General features: G+C 71.5%; 16 protein-coding genes. 5 read left to right on the top strand and 11 right to left on the bottom strand.

Annotated features, from left to right (window positions below; genetic code table 11):
* Positions 1-108 precede the first annotated feature (108 nt).
* Positions 109-375 (bottom strand): DUF4235 domain-containing protein, encoded by a 267-nt coding sequence (locus ACFYW3_RS23250; protein ID WP_266952658.1) that lies wholly within the window; start codon positions 373-375, stop codon positions 109-111.
* Entirely contained in the window at positions 372-668 is a 297-nt protein-coding gene (locus tag ACFYW3_RS23255) for a hypothetical protein (RefSeq protein ID WP_351763207.1), read from the bottom strand. The genes ACFYW3_RS23250 and ACFYW3_RS23255 overlap by 4 nt, the downstream gene beginning before the upstream one ends.
* A gap of 825 nt (positions 669-1,493) precedes the next feature.
* Between ACFYW3_RS23255 and ACFYW3_RS23260 the strand changes: the two genes are divergently transcribed.
* Entirely contained in the window at positions 1,494-2,789 is a 1,296-nt protein-coding gene (locus tag ACFYW3_RS23260) for a radical SAM protein (protein WP_351763213.1), read from the top strand.
* 118 nt (positions 2,790-2,907) lie between these two features.
* On the opposite strand, the gene ACFYW3_RS23265 is transcribed toward ACFYW3_RS23260, so the two are convergent.
* From ACFYW3_RS23265 to dhaK, 3 genes are all read right to left on the bottom strand, one after another.
* Positions 2,908-3,246, bottom strand: coding sequence for a YciI family protein (locus ACFYW3_RS23265; protein ID WP_389387173.1), 339 nt, complete (start codon positions 3,244-3,246; stop codon positions 2,908-2,910).
* A gap of 259 nt (positions 3,247-3,505) precedes the next feature.
* On the bottom strand, positions 3,506-3,742 hold the full coding sequence (locus ACFYW3_RS23270; RefSeq protein ID WP_351763203.1) for a hypothetical protein: 237 nt from the start codon (positions 3,740-3,742) through the stop codon (positions 3,506-3,508).
* Positions 3,743-3,974: 232 nt separating this feature from the next.
* On the bottom strand, positions 3,975-4,979 hold the full coding sequence (dhaK, locus tag ACFYW3_RS23275; RefSeq protein ID WP_389387174.1) for a dihydroxyacetone kinase subunit DhaK: 1,005 nt from the start codon (positions 4,977-4,979) through the stop codon (positions 3,975-3,977).
* Positions 4,980-5,304: 325 nt separating this feature from the next.
* On the opposite strand from dhaK, the gene ACFYW3_RS23280 reads away from it, so the two are divergent.
* On the top strand, positions 5,305-6,153 hold the full coding sequence (locus tag ACFYW3_RS23280) for an MIP/aquaporin family protein (RefSeq protein ID WP_351763199.1): 849 nt from the start codon (positions 5,305-5,307) through the stop codon (positions 6,151-6,153).
* 113 nt (positions 6,154-6,266) lie between these two features.
* Positions 6,267-7,784 carry a glycerol kinase GlpK gene (gene glpK, locus ACFYW3_RS23285; protein WP_351763197.1) on the top strand — a complete coding sequence of 506 codons (1,518 nt, stop codon included), beginning with the start codon at positions 6,267-6,269 and terminating at the stop codon, positions 7,782-7,784.
* A 79-nt stretch (positions 7,785-7,863) separates the two neighbouring features.
* On the opposite strand, the gene ACFYW3_RS23290 is transcribed toward glpK, so the two are convergent.
* Both ACFYW3_RS23290 and ACFYW3_RS23295 read right to left on the bottom strand, forming a co-directional pair.
* Complete coding sequence (locus ACFYW3_RS23290; RefSeq protein WP_389387175.1) at positions 7,864-8,916, bottom strand: zinc-binding dehydrogenase; 1,053 nt, start codon at positions 8,914-8,916, stop codon at positions 7,864-7,866.
* A 246-nt stretch (positions 8,917-9,162) separates the two neighbouring features.
* Positions 9,163-9,936, bottom strand: a complete 774-nt coding sequence (locus ACFYW3_RS23295) for a response regulator (protein ID WP_351763193.1) — start codon at positions 9,934-9,936, stop codon at positions 9,163-9,165.
* Between the two features lie 116 nt (positions 9,937-10,052).
* Here ACFYW3_RS23295 and ACFYW3_RS23300 point away from each other — a divergent pair, with 116 nt between their 5' ends.
* Both ACFYW3_RS23300 and ACFYW3_RS23305 read left to right on the top strand, forming a co-directional pair.
* The gene (locus tag ACFYW3_RS23300) at positions 10,053-11,660 is read left to right on the top strand and encodes an ATP-binding protein (RefSeq protein ID WP_389387176.1); all 1,608 of its coding nucleotides are present in this window, start codon (positions 10,053-10,055) and stop codon (positions 11,658-11,660) included.
* A 35-nt stretch (positions 11,661-11,695) separates the two neighbouring features.
* Positions 11,696-12,859: a PP2C family protein-serine/threonine phosphatase gene (locus tag ACFYW3_RS23305; RefSeq protein WP_389387187.1), complete on the top strand. Its 1,164-nt coding sequence runs from the start codon at positions 11,696-11,698 to the stop codon at positions 12,857-12,859.
* Here the strand turns inward: ACFYW3_RS23305 and ACFYW3_RS23310 are convergent.
* The 4 genes from ACFYW3_RS23310 to ACFYW3_RS23325 form a co-directional block, all read right to left on the bottom strand.
* Positions 12,846-13,283 carry an ATP-binding protein gene (locus ACFYW3_RS23310; RefSeq protein WP_351763189.1) on the bottom strand — a complete coding sequence of 146 codons (438 nt, stop codon included), beginning with the start codon at positions 13,281-13,283 and terminating at the stop codon, positions 12,846-12,848. The two genes, ACFYW3_RS23305 and ACFYW3_RS23310, sit on opposite strands and share 14 nt — an antisense overlap.
* Before the next feature lie 176 nt (positions 13,284-13,459).
* Positions 13,460-14,488, bottom strand: a complete 1,029-nt coding sequence (locus tag ACFYW3_RS23315; RefSeq protein WP_389387177.1) for an iron-containing redox enzyme family protein — start codon at positions 14,486-14,488, stop codon at positions 13,460-13,462.
* Positions 14,488-14,742: a CDGSH iron-sulfur domain-containing protein gene (locus tag ACFYW3_RS23320; protein WP_389387178.1), complete on the bottom strand. Its 255-nt coding sequence runs from the start codon at positions 14,740-14,742 to the stop codon at positions 14,488-14,490. The genes ACFYW3_RS23315 and ACFYW3_RS23320 overlap by 1 nt, the downstream gene beginning before the upstream one ends.
* A gap of 178 nt (positions 14,743-14,920) precedes the next feature.
* Positions 14,921-15,466, bottom strand: a 546-nt coding sequence (locus ACFYW3_RS23325) for a sigma-70 family RNA polymerase sigma factor (RefSeq protein WP_389387179.1), incomplete at its 5' end; no start/stop codon positions are given.

Genomic DNA, 15,466 nt, shown 5'->3' on the forward strand with positions numbered 1-15,466 from the left:
GATCATGGCCACCGCAAAACGGATCTACGGCCAGATGTGACGCGCGTCACGTCCGAGCCGCCGACCGGGCGGCGCCGGCCCGCGCACGGGGACGGCGCCGCGGCGGGCTCAGCCCGGCCAGGTGCCCGTCAGACGCCGTGCCGCGACCGCTCCGGACCGGTCCACGGCCGCCTTGGTCACCGCGAAGATCGCCCCCTGGAGACCGGCGGCGATGAGGATCTCCGTCCAGGAGCGGTCCTCGTCGGTGGCGTCGGGCGCGTCGCCCTCCCCTTCGATCAACTTCCAGGCCTGCTTGAACGCCATTCCGGCGAGCATGCCGCTGACGGCTCCGAGGGCGAACCCGACCGGCTTGTAGGCGATCTTGACCCCGTTCACTTGCGGCCCCGGCTCCGACGCACCAGCGCGTAGACGGCCAGCAGGGCGCCGAGCGCGACGAGCGGGGTGCGGTTCGCCCGGACCCTTCCCGCGACCTGGCCCGCCGTGTCGAGGACCGACTCGGGTGTCTTGTCCGCCGCGAGACGGCCGGCGTGGGTGGTGGCCTGGACGACCTGCCGGGAAGCCTGCGCGGCCCTGTCCAGGACCGGGTCGGGGGTCTTGTCCTTCATCAACCGCGCGGCCTGCTCGGCCGTCTCGCGGATCTGGTCGGTCATCCGGGTTGCCTTCTCCACGACGTGCTCCTTCATGTGATCGGACGTCTCCTCGCCGCGCCGGCCCCGCGATCGGGGCGCGTACCGCGGTCACAGCCCGGCTACCCCGCATCGGCGGGAACACCCACCCGACCGGGCCGTCCGTCGCGGGCCGGCCCGCTGACCGGACGACCGGAAGGGGCCGCAACTCGTCGATTTCGGGCCCCTGTTCACGCGCGGGCCATCGGGCCCCTGTTCACGCGCGAGTCGGACGGGGTGACCGCCGAAGGGGATGTCAGGGCCGTGGTGCACGCCGAGGGCCGTCCCCGCGTCCGTGCCTTCGATTCGTCGTGCGCGCCGTTCGTCGTGCGCGCCGCTCGTCGTACGCGCCGCTCGTCGTGCGGTGCGGCCGGCGTGTCCGGCCCGGGCATCGCCTGCCCCGCCTCCCCCTCCCACACCCGGGAACGCGTCGTCGCCGCCGGCCGGCCGAAACCCTTCGAACGACTGAGGCGGGGCCGCGTTCGGCGGGGCCGGAAGTGGCCTCCCGCCGGGCGGCAAGTCGCTTGCGTCCGCGGACGGGTGCCTGGCAGCGTTCGGATTCCGCGACCGCCACGAGGCTCCCGAGGACGGGGTGCGCGTGAGTGTCGCGGGCGCGCGGGGTAGTGTGACAGGAGCAATTGAACGTGTTCAGTCCCGGTTCGGATCGGCGACGCGCGACCCGCCGTCGAGCAGTCGAGCCGAGCAGTCGGCAGTCGGCAGTCGGCAGTCGGCAGTCGAACCGTCCACCGCACGTCACAACGGCCCAAGGAGTCAGAAGTGAAGCAACACGCGGAGAGCGTCAGCCGGACCGCGCTCGTCGAGGACCTCATGGGCCGCTTCCCACAGGTGCCGCGCGAGGCCGTGTTCAAGGAGGACCTCCTGCGGGGTGGCATGGCCTTCGACGAGTCCGCGCTCAGCGGCACCACCGACGGATCCTCGGGTGACGTCAAGCCGAAGTCCTACTTCATCTTCTCCTTCGACCACCGCACGCTGCCGGAGCTCGGCGCGGCCGCGCTGAACCGGCCTCCCGAGGAGATCGTGCTCACCGGCGGTCCCTACGATCTGCGCCGCACCGTCGTGTCGGTACGGGTCAATCCGGACTCCCCGTACGTCGTGCGCGGCGGTGAGGACGGGGCGCTCGGCCTCTATCTGGACGGGGCGCGGATCGCGGACGTCGGTCTGCCGCCGATGCCGGAGTACTACCGGCACAAGCTGTCGAACGGCAAGTCCGTGATGGAGGTCGCGCCGACCATCCAGTGGGGCTATCTCGTCTACCTGACGGTCTTCCGGGTCTGCCAGTACTTCGGGGCCAAGGAGGAGTGCCAGTTCTGCGACATCAACCACAACTGGCGCCAGCACAAGGCGGCGGGCCGGCCCTACACCGGCGTGAAGCCGGTCGAAGAGGTCCTGGAGGCCCTGGAGATCATCGACCGGTACGACACCGCGGGCACCTCCCGGGCCTACACGCTCACCGGAGGTTCGATCACCTCGCAGGTCGCCGGTCGGGACGAGGCCGATTTCTACGGCCACTACGCCAAGGCCATCGAGGAGCGATTCCCCGGCCGCTGGATCGGCAAGGTCGTCGCCCAGGCGTTGCCCCGCGCGGACGTGCAGCGCTTCCACGACCACGGCATCCGGATCTACCACCCGAACTTCGAGGTGTGGGACCGCCGGCTGTTCCAGCTCCACTGCCCGGGCAAGGAACGCTACGTGGGCCGCGACGAGTGGCACCGTCGGATCCTGGAGTCCACCGAGGTGTTCGGCCCGCGCAACGTGATCCCCAACTTCGTGGCGGGCATCGAGATGGCCGAGCCCTTCGGCTTCACGAAGGTCGACGAGGCGATCGAATCGACCACCGAGGGCCTGCGGTTCTTCATGTCGAACGGTGTGGTGCCGCGCTTCACCACCTGGTGCCCGGAGCCGACGACACCGCTGGGCAAGGCCAACCCCCTCGGGGCGCCGCTGGAGTACCACATCCGCCTGCTGGAGGCGTACCGGGCGACGCTGGAGGAGTTCGGCCTGAAGTCCCCGCCCGGTTACGGCCCGGCCGGCCCCGGCCGCGCGGTGTTCTCCGTCAGCTCCTTCATGGACAGCCTCGAGGGCCTGGAGGAAGAGACGCCCTGACGGGGCGGTACCGAGACGGGGCGGTACGGAAAGGGAACGACGCGACACGGTACGACCGTCCTCGCGACGGTCGTACCGGGCGGGTCGTCTCGGGTCGGTCGGGTCGGGTCGTCTCGGGTCAGTCGGTCGGGTCGGGCAGGATCTCCCGGACCTCTTGCGCACAGCGGCACGCGGCAGCGATCTTGGCGGCCCACTCCAGCGCGTCCTCACGGGAGGGCACATCGATGATCGCGAACCCGCCGAGGACCGCCTTGGCCTCCGGGTACGGGCCGTCGGTGACGCTCCCGTCGGTGGCCACGACGCTCGCCCGCTGCCGCTCCAGTCCCCCGCCGAAGACCCACACGCCCGCGTCCCGGGCCTCTCGGACCACCGCGAGCGAGGCCTCGACCACCTCCGGCAACTCCTCCTCGGGGAAGTTCATCGCGCCGTCGTCGAACGAGATCAGGTACCGCGTCACCCATGGCTCCCTTGGCCGTCGGCCCCCTTCGGCCGCCCGGAGACACCCTAGGGGCTGTCCCGCGATCCCTGGTGGATCGGCGCACGGCGTCGGATGCGGTGCGTCGCAAGGCGGAGGGACGTCCTCATACCGGGCGTAATACCGGGCGCATTACCTTGCGCATTACCGGGCGCATTGCCGGGCGCATTCGGGCGTTCCGACAACGCGGCGAGGTGCCGTGGTCGGCGTCGTGCGCCCGCCGGGGATCGCGGGACAGCCCTCAGTGCGGCTTCCAGGTGAACTTTCCGCCGCCCACCCAGAGGACCGAGTCCAGATCGTCGAGGTCGTGAATGTGGACGCCCGCCTCCGCGGCGATCAGGAGCACGTCCGTCATCGATGTCGCCCTGCCGATGAATTCACCGTCCACCTCCACGATGCGAAAGGGCGGAGCGCCGGGCTGGACCCCCAGCACGGTGACCCGGGCCGCCGAGGCGTAAGGATACGAACTTTCGGTCATGTGGAGACGGTTTCACGTCTCGGCCACCCGCGCGCGGCGAAACGGATGGAAGGCCGACGGCTTGCGCCCGATCGTGTCCGCCGCCCCACCGCGGCGCCGCGTCGACGTCGCCGACCCGGGCGCCCGACCCACCCGTCATCGATCAGCCACCCGTCCGGCCGCTTCGGATCGGGGCGGGGGCGCGGTGACCGCGCCGCGGGCCCCGCCCCTCGGGCGAACGGAACGGTCCGGGTCAGCGGCCCCAGCGCAGTGCCGCCGTCTCCACGGGCGCGTCCCACAGCCGCAGCAGCTCCTCGTCGGCGCGGCAGAGGGTCACCGAACACCCCGCCATGTCCAGCGAGGTGACGTAGTTCCCCACGAGTGTCCGCGCCACCGGGACGCCCCGGGCCTCCAGCACCCGTGCCACCTCGGCGTGGAACCCGTACAGCTCCAACAGGGGTGTCGCGCCCATGCCGTTCACCAGGGCCAGCACCGGCCCGTCGGCCGGACCCACCTCCGCCAGGTCTTCCAGCACGGCGCCCACCGCGAACTCGGCGATGTCCCGCGAGGGCATCATCGCGCGACGCTCCCGGCCCGGCTCGCCGTGGATGCCGACGCCCAACTCCAGCTCCCCGTCGGGGAGGTCGAAGGTCGGGCTGCCCTTCGCGGGGGTCGAGCAGGCGCTGAGCGCCACCCCGAAGCTCCGGGAGGCGTCGTTCACCCGTCGGGCGAGCTCCGCGACCCGCTCCAGCGGCGCGCCCTCCTCGGCGGCAGCGCCGGCGATCTTCTCGGCGAAGAGGGTGGCTCCCGTACCGCGTCGTCCGGCGGTGTACAGGCTGTCGGTGACGGCGACGTCGTCGTTGACCAGGACCCGCTCGACGCGGATGCCGTCCTCCTCGGCCAACTCGGCCGCCATGTCGAAGTTCAGCACGTCCCCGGTGTAGTTCTTGACGACGAACAGCACGCCCTGCCCGGAATCCACGGCCTTGGCCGCCCGCAGCATCTGGTCGGGTACCGGCGAGGTGAACACCTCACCGGGGCACGCGGCGGACAGCATCCCGTACCCGACGAAGCCCGCGTGCAGGGGTTCGTGTCCGGAGCCTCCACCGGAGACCAGGCCGACCCGACCGCCCTCGCGGGCGCCGCGCCGTACGACCACCCGGCGCTCCACGTCCACGTCGAGATCCGGGTGGGCGGCGGCCATCCCCCGCAGGGCGTCGGCGACCACGGTCTCCGCGCTGTTGATGAGCATGTTCATCGGGTACCTCCGGGGTCGGACCTGGCGGGCGAGTCTCGTACCGGTGCGCTCCGCGGCTCGGGGAGCGCGGGGTGCGGACGGCTGCTGCGACCGTGATCGCGCGCCGTACGTCCAAGTGTGCCGCGAAGGCCCCGGGGTCCGCAGCGGCCCCGTGGATCCCGGGGGTGTCCGGCTCGCGGATCCGGGAGCGTCCGACGGACCGGGACGGCCTGCGGATCCGGGGCGGATCTCCGCCACTGGCCCGGAGATATGTCCGGGATTACAGTGATTCATTGAGGCTCGGGGCAGTCGACGGCCGGTCCCCGGCCGACGGGAAGGGGCACCCATGGCTGAGCGGCTCAAGAGATCAGGTCTGGTCGCCGAACTGTCCGCCGAGTTCGCCGGCACCCTGATCCTCATCCTCTTCGGTTGCGGCGTGGTGGCCCAGGTGGTCGCCGGCGGCGCCCTCACGGACCCGGCGGGCGGCCTCGGCAACCACGACAGCATCGCCTGGGCCTGGGGCCTCGGCGTCACGCTGGGCGTCTACGTCGCCGCGAGGCTGAGCGGTGCTCACCTCAACCCGGCGGTGACCGTGGCGCTGGCGACGTTCAAGGGGTTCCCCTGGAGCAAGGTGGCCCCCTACGCGCTGGCCCAGGTGGCCGGTGCCTTCGTGGCGGCCCTGATCGTCCGGTGGAACTACACCGAGGCGCTCGCCAAGGCCGACCCCGGCCACACCATCAAGACGCAGGGCGTCTTCTCCACGCTGCCGGCCAACGGGAACACGAACCTCCCGGTCACCGAGTGGGGCGCGTTGCGCGACCAGATCATCGGCACCGCGATCCTGCTCCTGCTGATCTTCGCGGTCACCGACCTGCTCAACACTCCCCCGGGCGCCAACCTGGCGCCGTTCATCGTCGGTCTGATCGTGGTGGCCATCGGCATGGCCTGGGGCACCAACGCCGGTTACGCGATCAACCCGGCGCGTGACTTCGGGCCCCGGCTGGCCAGCTTCCTCACCGGCTACGGCGGAGCGTGGCGAGATCAGTACGGGAACTTCTACTTCTGGGTCCCCATCATCGGTCCGTTCATCGGCGGTGTGCTGGGAGCCGGTCTGTACAAGGTCTTCATCGGTCGGTTCCTGCCGACCGCCGAGCCGGAGCCCCCGGGACGGATCCCGGCCCCGGACGAGAACTGATCGACCGCCCCGCCCGGGCGGCTGCAGGACCCACTGCCCGGGCGGGCGGATGACCGACCACCCCACGGTGGGGACCCCAGGGCACCTTAGGCCCCAAGAGAGGCGGCACCCCCATGGCTGACTTCGTCGGCGCGGTGGACCAGGGGACCACCAGCACCCGTTTCATGATCTTCGACCACGCGGGCAACGAGGTGGCGAAGCACCAGCTGGAACACTCGCAGATCCTCCCGCGCTCGGGGTGGGTCGAACACGACCCGGTCGAGATCTGGGAGCGCACCAACTCGGTGATCCAGAACGCCCTGCGGCACGGGAACCTCTCGGCTTCCGACCTGGCGGCCATCGGGGTCACCAATCAGCGGGAGACCACCGTCGTGTGGGATCCCCGCACCGGCCGCCCCTACTACAACGCCATCGTGTGGCAGGACACCCGTACGGACTCCATAGCGGCGGCGCTGGAGCGTTCGGGCAAGGGGGACGTGATCCGCCGCAAGGCCGGTCTCCCTCCGGCGACCTACTTCTCCGGCGGCAAGATCCAGTGGATCCTGGAGAACGTCGACGGGGTCCGCCAGGCGGCCGAGCAGGGCCACGCCCTCTTCGGCAACACCGACTGCTGGGTGCTGTGGAACCTCACCGGCGGCCCCGACGGCGGCATCCACGCCACCGACGTGACCAACGCCAGCCGCACCATGCTGATGGATCTGGAGACCCTCGACTGGGACGACGAGCTCCTGGGCTTCTTCGACATCCCGAGGGCGATGCTGCCCAGCATCAATCCGTCCTCCCACGCACAGGCCTACGGGCAGACCCGTACCTCCCGGCCGTTGCGCGCCGCCATCCCCATCACGGGCGTCCTCGGCGACCAGCAGGCGGCCACCGTCGGACAGGTCTGCTACGCGCCCGGCGAAGCCAAGAACACCTACGGAACCGGCAACTTCCTCGTCCTGAACACCGGCACGGAGCTGGTTCGCTCGTCGCACGGCCTGCTCACCACGGTGGCCTACCAGTTCGGCGACGAGCCCGCCGTGTACGCGCTGGAGGGCTCCATCGCCGTCACCGGCTCCGCGATCCAGTGGCTGCGCGACCAGCTGAAGATCATCGGCGACGCCGCCGAGAGCGAACGTCTGGCGCGCACCGTCGACGACAGCGGCGGGATCTACTTCGTGCCGGCGTTCTCCGGTCTGTTCGCCCCGTACTGGCGTTCCGACGCTCGGGGCGCCATCGTCGGCCTCGCCCGCTACCACGACAGCGGGCACCTGGCACGGGCCGCCCTGGAAGCCATCTGCTACCAGAGCCGCGACGTGGTCGAGGCCATGGAGCAGGACTCCGGCGTCCACCTCGACGTGCTGAAGGTGGACGGCGGCGTGACCGCCAACGACCTGTGCATGCAGATCCAGGCGGACGTCTTGGGCGTACCGGTCAGCCGGCCGGTGGTCGCCGAGACGACCGCCCTGGGCGCCGCCTACGCCGCCGGCCTGGCCACCGGCTTCTGGCGCGACCAGGACGAACTGCGCACCCACTGGCAGGAGTCCAAGCGCTGGGAGCCCCAGTGGTCCGAGGAGCGGCGCGCGGAGGGCTACGAGGGCTGGAAGAAGGCGGTGGAACGCACCCTCGACTGGGCCAAGGTCGAGTAGGGCGGTTTCGGACGGGCGGTACCGGCGATGGTGGGATGCCGGTACCGCCCGCCGCTGTCTCCCGCGGGCGGTCGGGCCCTCAGAAGGTGACGACGACCTTGCCGGTGGCCCGGCCCGATGCCATCCGCTCCAGCCCGCCCGTCACCACGTCGGCGAGGGGGATGACCGCGTCGATCGAAGTGGACGCGATGTGGGGGTGCTCCTTCAGCAGGGCCATCGCCTCGGGAAGGTCCTGGTCGCAGATGTGCACCTTCGAGGTGGAGATCCGGATCTCGTCGAGCACCAGCCGGGTCAGGTTCAGGGGCGACGGGTCGCGGTGCAGACCGACCAGGCGGATGTGACCGCCGCGGCTCACCGCGTTCATGGCGGTCTCCAGGCCCTGGGGCGCCCCCGAGGTCTCCAGGACGATGTCGGCGCCGTCGCCGCCGGTGGCGCGCCTGATCTCGGCGACGGCATCCTGACGGGAGGCGTCGACGAGCACGCTCGCGCCGCTGCGCTTGGCGGCGTCCAGGCGGGCCGGCGAGACGTCGACGGCGATGGTCTCGATGCCCCGTGCCGTGAACGCGGCCAAGGCCGGCAGGCCGATCCCGCCCAAGCCGATGACCGCTACGGTCGCCCCCGCCTCGGCCTCGGAGCCGCGCACCGCGTGCAGGGCGACGGCGAGGGGTTGGGCCATGATCGCGACGTCGGGTGAGGCGTCGCCGATGGACCGGCTGATGCGTGCGGGGACGTTCACCCGCTCGGCGAGCCCGCCGTCCACGTGGAGGCCCACCGTGTAGTAGGTCGCGCACAGGTTGGTCCGACCGGCGCGACACCAGCGGCACGTACCGCAGGACACACCGGAGCCGGGCACGACCACGTCCCCGACGCCGAACCCGGCGACGTCCGCCCCGACGCCGACGACGCGTCCGACCATCTCGTGACCGAGGACGAGCGGGCCGACGTGGCCGCTCGCGGGATGCGGGGCGTCGATGGGGATCAGGTGGGGCCCCGAGGTGAACTCGTCGACATCGGTTCCGCAGATGCTCGCCCGCAGGATTTCCAGCTGGAGCTCGTGCGGGGCCGGTGACGGCGGGTCGGGCCACTCCTGGACCCGGACATCGCGTCTCCCGTGGTAAACGGCGGCAAGCATCGGTGCATCCCCCTGAATTGGATTGGATTTGCACACTAGTTGATCGAAGTCGACGGGAGGGAGAGTTCCGGTTACCACCTCGGGCGGATCCCTCCGGGGCGGAACAAGGGTGCCCCGCGACCCCCTCGGGAAGGACCACGGGCACCCCGGCCGGCGCCTGCCCGGCCGGGGTCGGCCCACGCTCCGCCGACCGGGTGAACCCCGGACTCCGCACCGGACCGTTCGGCCCGAACGGGTCGGTCGTGCTCAGGCGCGGGGCAGCCGGGTGGCGGTGTCGAGGTAGAACGCGTCGATGCTCTGCACCGCCTTCTCGAACTCGTCGAGGTTGACGGGCTTGGTGACGTAGGCGTTGGCGTGGCTGCTGTAGGCGCCCGCGACGTCTTCCGGCGCGGAGGAGGTGGTGAGGACGACCACGGGGATGGTCTGGAGGTTCTCGTCGTTCTTCAGGATCTGGAGGAGGTCACGGCCGTTCATGCGGGGCATGTTGAGGTCGAGGACGATGAGGTCGGGACGGACGCTTCCCGGGGTCCGCAGGTGCTCCAGCGCGGCGACCCCGTCGGTGACCTGGACCAGGTTGCGGGTCCCGCGCTCGGAGAGGGCCTCCTCGATGAGCATGGCGTCGGCCATGTCGTCCTCGACGAGCAGGACGTCGTAGGGGTGGGAGGGGGCGGTCATCATCGGATGCTCCGTGGGTTTGTCGTGGGAGTGGTTGAACAGTCCGGGCCAGCGTCGCCGGGCGCCTTGTCGGGTGATTCCGCAGGCGTCGCCGAGCTGCGGGTAGCCGGCGCCCGCGCGGGCGGCGTCCGCGGCGACGTTCCGTTGGAGTCTCTCGGCGGCCTGCCGGACGTGGTCCAGCACGTTCAGCAGGGCCAGGGCCCGGGTCGGATCGTCCGCTCGCGGTGTGGTCGCGTCGTCCAGGATCTGACGGGCCAGGCGCTGCGCCAGCTCGGCGACCGCCGTGTCCGCGACGGCGGCCGTCTCCTGGAACGTGGTCCGCGGTACGAAGTTTGGGCCCGGCATGGCAGGCACTCTAGCGCCCAACCGGACCTCGACAACAATGGTTGTCCGCGACGCCTCTAGAGTATGCAGGCCGCACCACATCGGACGGCGGTCGCGACAGCGGAGGGGCATACGAGATGACCGGCGAAGAGGGCCTGCCGCGTCCGCGGGGTCTTTCCACGTGGACGACCCGGCGGTGGCTTCGCGTGGGCGTGGCCGCCTCCCTGGTGATCCTGACCCTGCTCGGGGTGACCGGAGCCTGGGTCCTGGGCCGGACGGCCTCGCTCAGCCGGGAGCTGGTCGACGTGAAGTCCCCCGCCCTGACCACCGCGATCCGCCTGGAGTCGACGCTCCTCAACCAGGAGACGGGCATCCGCGGCTACGGGCTCACCGGCACCGCGGAGTTCCTGGTCCCCTACCAGCGGGGCCTCGCCGAACAGGAGACGTCCACCACGCGGCTCGCGGAACTGCTCCGCGACGACTCCACCGGCCTGAGGGACCTGAAGGCCGTCGAGGACGCGGTGGAGGCCTGGCAGGAACGGATCGCCCGCCCGATCGCCGCCTCACCGCCCGGAACGCCCCCGCCCCTGGCCATCGAGCGCGCCGCGGAGGCGAAGGCCTCGTTCGACACCCTGCGGACGGCGATGGCCGACCAGCAGGAGAAGCTGCTGGCCGACCGCGCGGACGCCCGGGAGGACCTGCTCGCCGTCATGCGCCTGCGGAACTGGGTCTTCTCCGCGATCGCGTTGGTCATCGTCGCCCTCGCCGGGCTGGTCTTCGAGGGACTGCGCCGCGGCATCACCACACCGCTGGAGAGGCTCGGGGCGGACGCCCGCGCCATCACCGGTGGCGCCTTCGAGCATCCGATCACCCCGACCGGCCCGGCGGACCTGCGCCGGCTCGGCGCCGAGGTCGACTCGATGCGCCAACGCCTCGTACGGGAACTGGCCTTCACCGAGGAGGCACGGCTGCGCCTCGACGCGCAGGCCGCCGATCTCAGGCGGTCCAACGCCGAGCTCGAGCAGTTCGCCTACGTGGCATCGCACGACCTCCAGGAGCCCCTGCGGAAGGTCTCCAGCTTCACCCAGTTGCTGCAGCGCCGCTACGGGGGACAGCTCGACGCGAAGGCGGACCAGTACATCGACTTCGCGGTCGACGGCGCGAACCGCATGCAGACCCTGATCAACGACCTGCTCGACTTCTCGCGCGTCGGCCGCGTCCACCACACCCATCAGAGCGTCGACCTCGACGCGGTGATGGACCGGGCCCTGTCCGCGCTCAGTGTCAGCGTGGAGGAGTCCGGGGCGGTGGTCACCCACGACGCGCTGCCGACCCTGGTCGCGGACCCCACGCAGATGGGGATGCTGTGGCAGAACCTCCTCGGCAACGCGGTGAAGTTCCGCCGGCCCGGCGAGACCCCGAAGATCCACGTGTCGGCCGAACGGGAGGGTGGGCTGTGGCGGTTCGCCGTCACCGACAACGGCATCGGCATCGGCCCGGAGTACGCCGAGAAGGTGTTCGTGATCTTCCAACGCCTGCACACCAAGGACGTCTACAACGGCAGCGGCATCGGCCTGGCGATGTGCAAGAAGATCGTCGAGTTCCACGGCGGCACCATCGGGATCGACCCCGACCACACCGACGGCACCCGCGTCGTCTTCACCCTCGCCGCCGCACCGCCCGAGAACGCCGAGCGGGAAGCGCCGGAGCAGGCGGACCGCGGCGGGGAGGAACGGGAGTCGTGAGCGTGGTCGAGGCGGCGTCGCGGCCGGTCGAGCCGATGTACCGCGTCCTGCTCGTCGAGGACGACGAGGCCGATGCCCTCCTGGTGGAGGAGCTGCTCCACGACACCGGACTGCGCTTCGAGCTGACCGTGGCCAGGAGTCTGGCCGACGCCCGTGTCGCGCTCGCCGATCGCCGGCTCGACTGCGTCCTCCTCGACCTGCACCTGCCGGACCTCTCGGGTACGGACGGTGTCATCACCGTCCGTGAACTGGCCCCGCACACCGCGGTGATCGTGCTGACCGGCCTGTCCGAGCAGCGGGCGGGCTCCGACGCCATGGCCGCCGGCGCCCAGGACTACCTGGTGAAGGGCAAGGTCGAGGCGGATCTCCTGGGCCGTACGGTGCGCTACGCGGTCTACCGCAGCGAGACGGAACGCGCGAGCGCCGAGGCCCAGGCCACCCGGCTGCGGGCGGAGGAGAACGCCCGTCTGGAACGCGGGTTGTTGCCCCGGCCGATCCTCGACACCAGCACCGTCACCGTGACCACCCGCTACCTGCCCGGTCGGGAACAGGCGCTGCTCGGCGGGGACTTCCTCGACGTCGTCGAAGGCGACGACGGGCTGCTCCACACCGTGGTCGGCGACGTCAGCGGACACGGCCCCGACGCGGCGGCCCTCGGCGTCTGCCTGCGCATCGCGTGGCGGTCCCTGATCCTCGGCGGCCACCGCGGACCCGACCTGCTGCGTCTGTTGGAGCGCATCCTGGTCGCCGAGCGCGGCCTGCCGACGATGTTCGCCACCTGCGCCCTTCTCACGCTCGACCAGGCGGCGGGTACCGCGACCGTGTACCTGGCCGGTCACGACGCTCCCCTGCTGACCGTCGCCGGCCGGACCCGCGAGACGACCGCGGAGCACGGCATCGCGCTCGGCATCGCCCCCCACCTGGGCTCGTGGCCGGCCACCGTGATCCCGCTCCCGCCCTCGGGGGCCCTGATGCTCTACACCGACGGCCTGACCGAGGGGCACAACGGCACGGCGGACGGCGAGCGCCTCGGCGTCGAGGGACTGCTCACCCTCATCGGGGGGCTGCCCCCGGCCGACCCCGGGGCCCATGTCGACCTGCTCGTCAAGGAGACCCGCGCCCTGAACGCGGGTCGCCACACCGACGACCTGGCCGTTCTGCGTCTGGACTGGCAGGGCGCGGGGATCAGCCGAGCCTGAGCGTCGCGGTGATGTGTTTGCCGGCCGCGTGGGGTGTCACGGTGACCCGGTCGGCGAGGGTACGGACGAGCGGCCAGCCGTAGCCGCCGATCCGGCGGCCGGCCGGGGGGCTGGTCTGCGTGACCGGAGGAACGGGGTTGCGGTCGGCCACCGAGACGCGCAGGTCGCCGTCGCGGACGTCCGCGTGAAAGCCGGTCAGTCCTCCGCCGTGGCGTATCGCGTTGGTGACGAGTTCGGACGTGACCATCAGCGCGTCCGTCACGATGCGGGCGTCCGACGGGAGACCGGAGTTCTCCAGGAGGACCGCGACGATCTCCCGGGCCTCGGCCACCGTCGCGGGCAGCGCGGGACCGGCGCCCGCGGAGACGTCCGTCGGTACCTGCTCACGGGCCGGCGGGCCGCCGTCCCCTGGTACCTGTCCCATGTCTCCCTCGCCTGTCGCGGCCGCACCGATCCTGGTGATACTCGCACAGCACTCGGACACCCGGCCCGCGGGGAGGTGCCGCGGCGCCGCCGCGTGGGCGAGGAAGGCGCTCGTGGGCCCGGGGATTCGCCGTACTCCCGGGCGGGCGCCGCGCCTTGTTCCGCGCCGCACGTGTCTCATGTCCGGGTCAGGGGCGTGCGCAGGGCGCTGCGTCCCCCGTCCCACGCCTCGCGCAGGTGGTCGGCGAGGCGGTCCTCCAGCAGGACGGTCGCCGCGCACCCGAACGCGACGTCCGCCTCCAGATCGGGCTCGTCGGCGAGCAGGCCGCCGATGACGTCTCGGCGTACGACCTGCTCGTGGACGGCGTCGGCCTCGACGTGCTCGGCGTAGAAGTGTTCGGCCGCCGGGCCGGCCCCGCAGCGACGCATCGCCTTGGCCAGTCGCCTCGATCCGGGCGACGAGGTGACCTCGACGCACGCGAAGTGGCCGACGAGCGCGCCGCGCGATGCCCGGTGCAGCCCGAAGAGGGACATCAAGTTCACGGTCGCGAGCAAGGGCGCGGGGGCGTGGTCCAGGTAGTGGCCGTACGCGGGGTCCAGTGCGAGGTCGTTCATCAGGTCCGCGAAGAGCCGGGCGTGGATCCGCTCGGCGCGGCCGGCGCCGAACTCGTCGTACTCGATGGCGACCATGGAGGCCTTGGCCCGGCCGGACAGCCGGGGGATCACCCAGACGTGGGGGTCGGCCTCCTTCAGGTGGTACAGCGAACGCAGGGCCGCGTACTCGCGCAGTTGCCAGAGCTCGCCCTCGGTTTCGAGGCGGTGGCTGAGGCTGTCGGAGAGGTCCACGGGCTCCAGGAGGAGCGGGGCGAAGGCCTCCTCGACGGATCGGGGGGCCTCGGACAGCTCGGTGCGCAGGGCGTGCAGGAAGCGGGCTTCCATGGCGGCGCGCAGCCTGAGCAGGTCCGGGTCCCATTCGCGGATGTCGTCGACGTCCTCGAAACCGCGGTAGTGCAGTTCGTACAGGAGGTAGAGGGCCAGTTGGAGGTCCTCGCCCCACGGGTCGGCCTTCAACACGGATCCGGGGGCGTAGGCCGGCGCCTGCCCCGATCGCAGGGCCTGCGTCACGGACCGGGACAGCTCACCGCGCCCGTCGACGAGGCGGGGGCCCGCGGCGGTGGCCGTCGCACTCGGGGCGGGAGGGGGCATCACGGGGTCCTGTCCTCGGGTGGCGCGGCGGGACGCTCGCGTCTGCGGTGGCTCGTGTCGCACCAGGGTGGGGTGCGGCTGCGGCGGCAGGTGCACAACGCGACCATGAAGCGGTCGGACCGGACGACCGTCCCGTCGTCCAGGGCGATCTCGACGGGGCCCTCGATCAGGACCGGGCCCTGGGGGTCCACCCGGACCCGGCGGGGGTGCGTGTCCGCACCGGCCCGGTGCGGGTCACCGTCCGTACTGGTCACCGCGTACCTCCGGGGTCGAGTGGGGCCGCGACGGTGGTGTCGATCGTCGGCGACAGGGTGCGACTGCCCAGGGGTGGGCGCCCTATCCGTGTTTCCCGCGGTCTTCGGAGGATACGACGAAGATCGATCCCACTCGGCCCGGTTCCCCGCGTGGCGGCGGGGTGGGCGTCGTGCCGGTCTAGGCCGTGAGCATTCCGGTGCGCAGGCGGGTGAGGGTGCGGGTCAGGAGGCGGGAGACCTGCATCTGGGAGATGCCGAGTTCCGCGCCGATCTCGGCCTGGGTCTTCTCCTGCCCGAACCGCATCGACAGGATCTGCCGGTCCCGGGGCGCGAGGTCCTTCAGCAGCGGGGCCAGCGTGTGGAAGTCCTCGAACAACTCCATCGCCGGATCCACGTCACCCACCGTGTCCGCCAGCGAACGCGGCTGCGCGGACGGCCGACTCCCCGAGGACGTCGACTCGTCGATCGACCCGCTCGTGTAACCGTTCGCCGCGACCATCCCCTCGACGACCTGCTCCTGCGACAACTCCAGATGCTCGGCCAGCTCCTTGACCGTCGGCGCCCGACCGAACACCTCCGTCAACGCCTCCTGGCTCTTGGCCAACTCCGTCCGCAACTCCTGCAACCGACGCGGAACGTGCACCGCCCACGTCGTGTCACGGAAGAACCGCTTGATCTCCCCCGTGATGAACGGCAACGCCAACGTCGAGAACTCCACCTCACG

Origin of the sequence: Streptomyces sp. NPDC002602 (assembly GCF_042889445.1) — a bacterium.
Classification (GTDB): Bacteria; Actinomycetota; Actinomycetes; order Streptomycetales; family Streptomycetaceae; genus Streptomyces.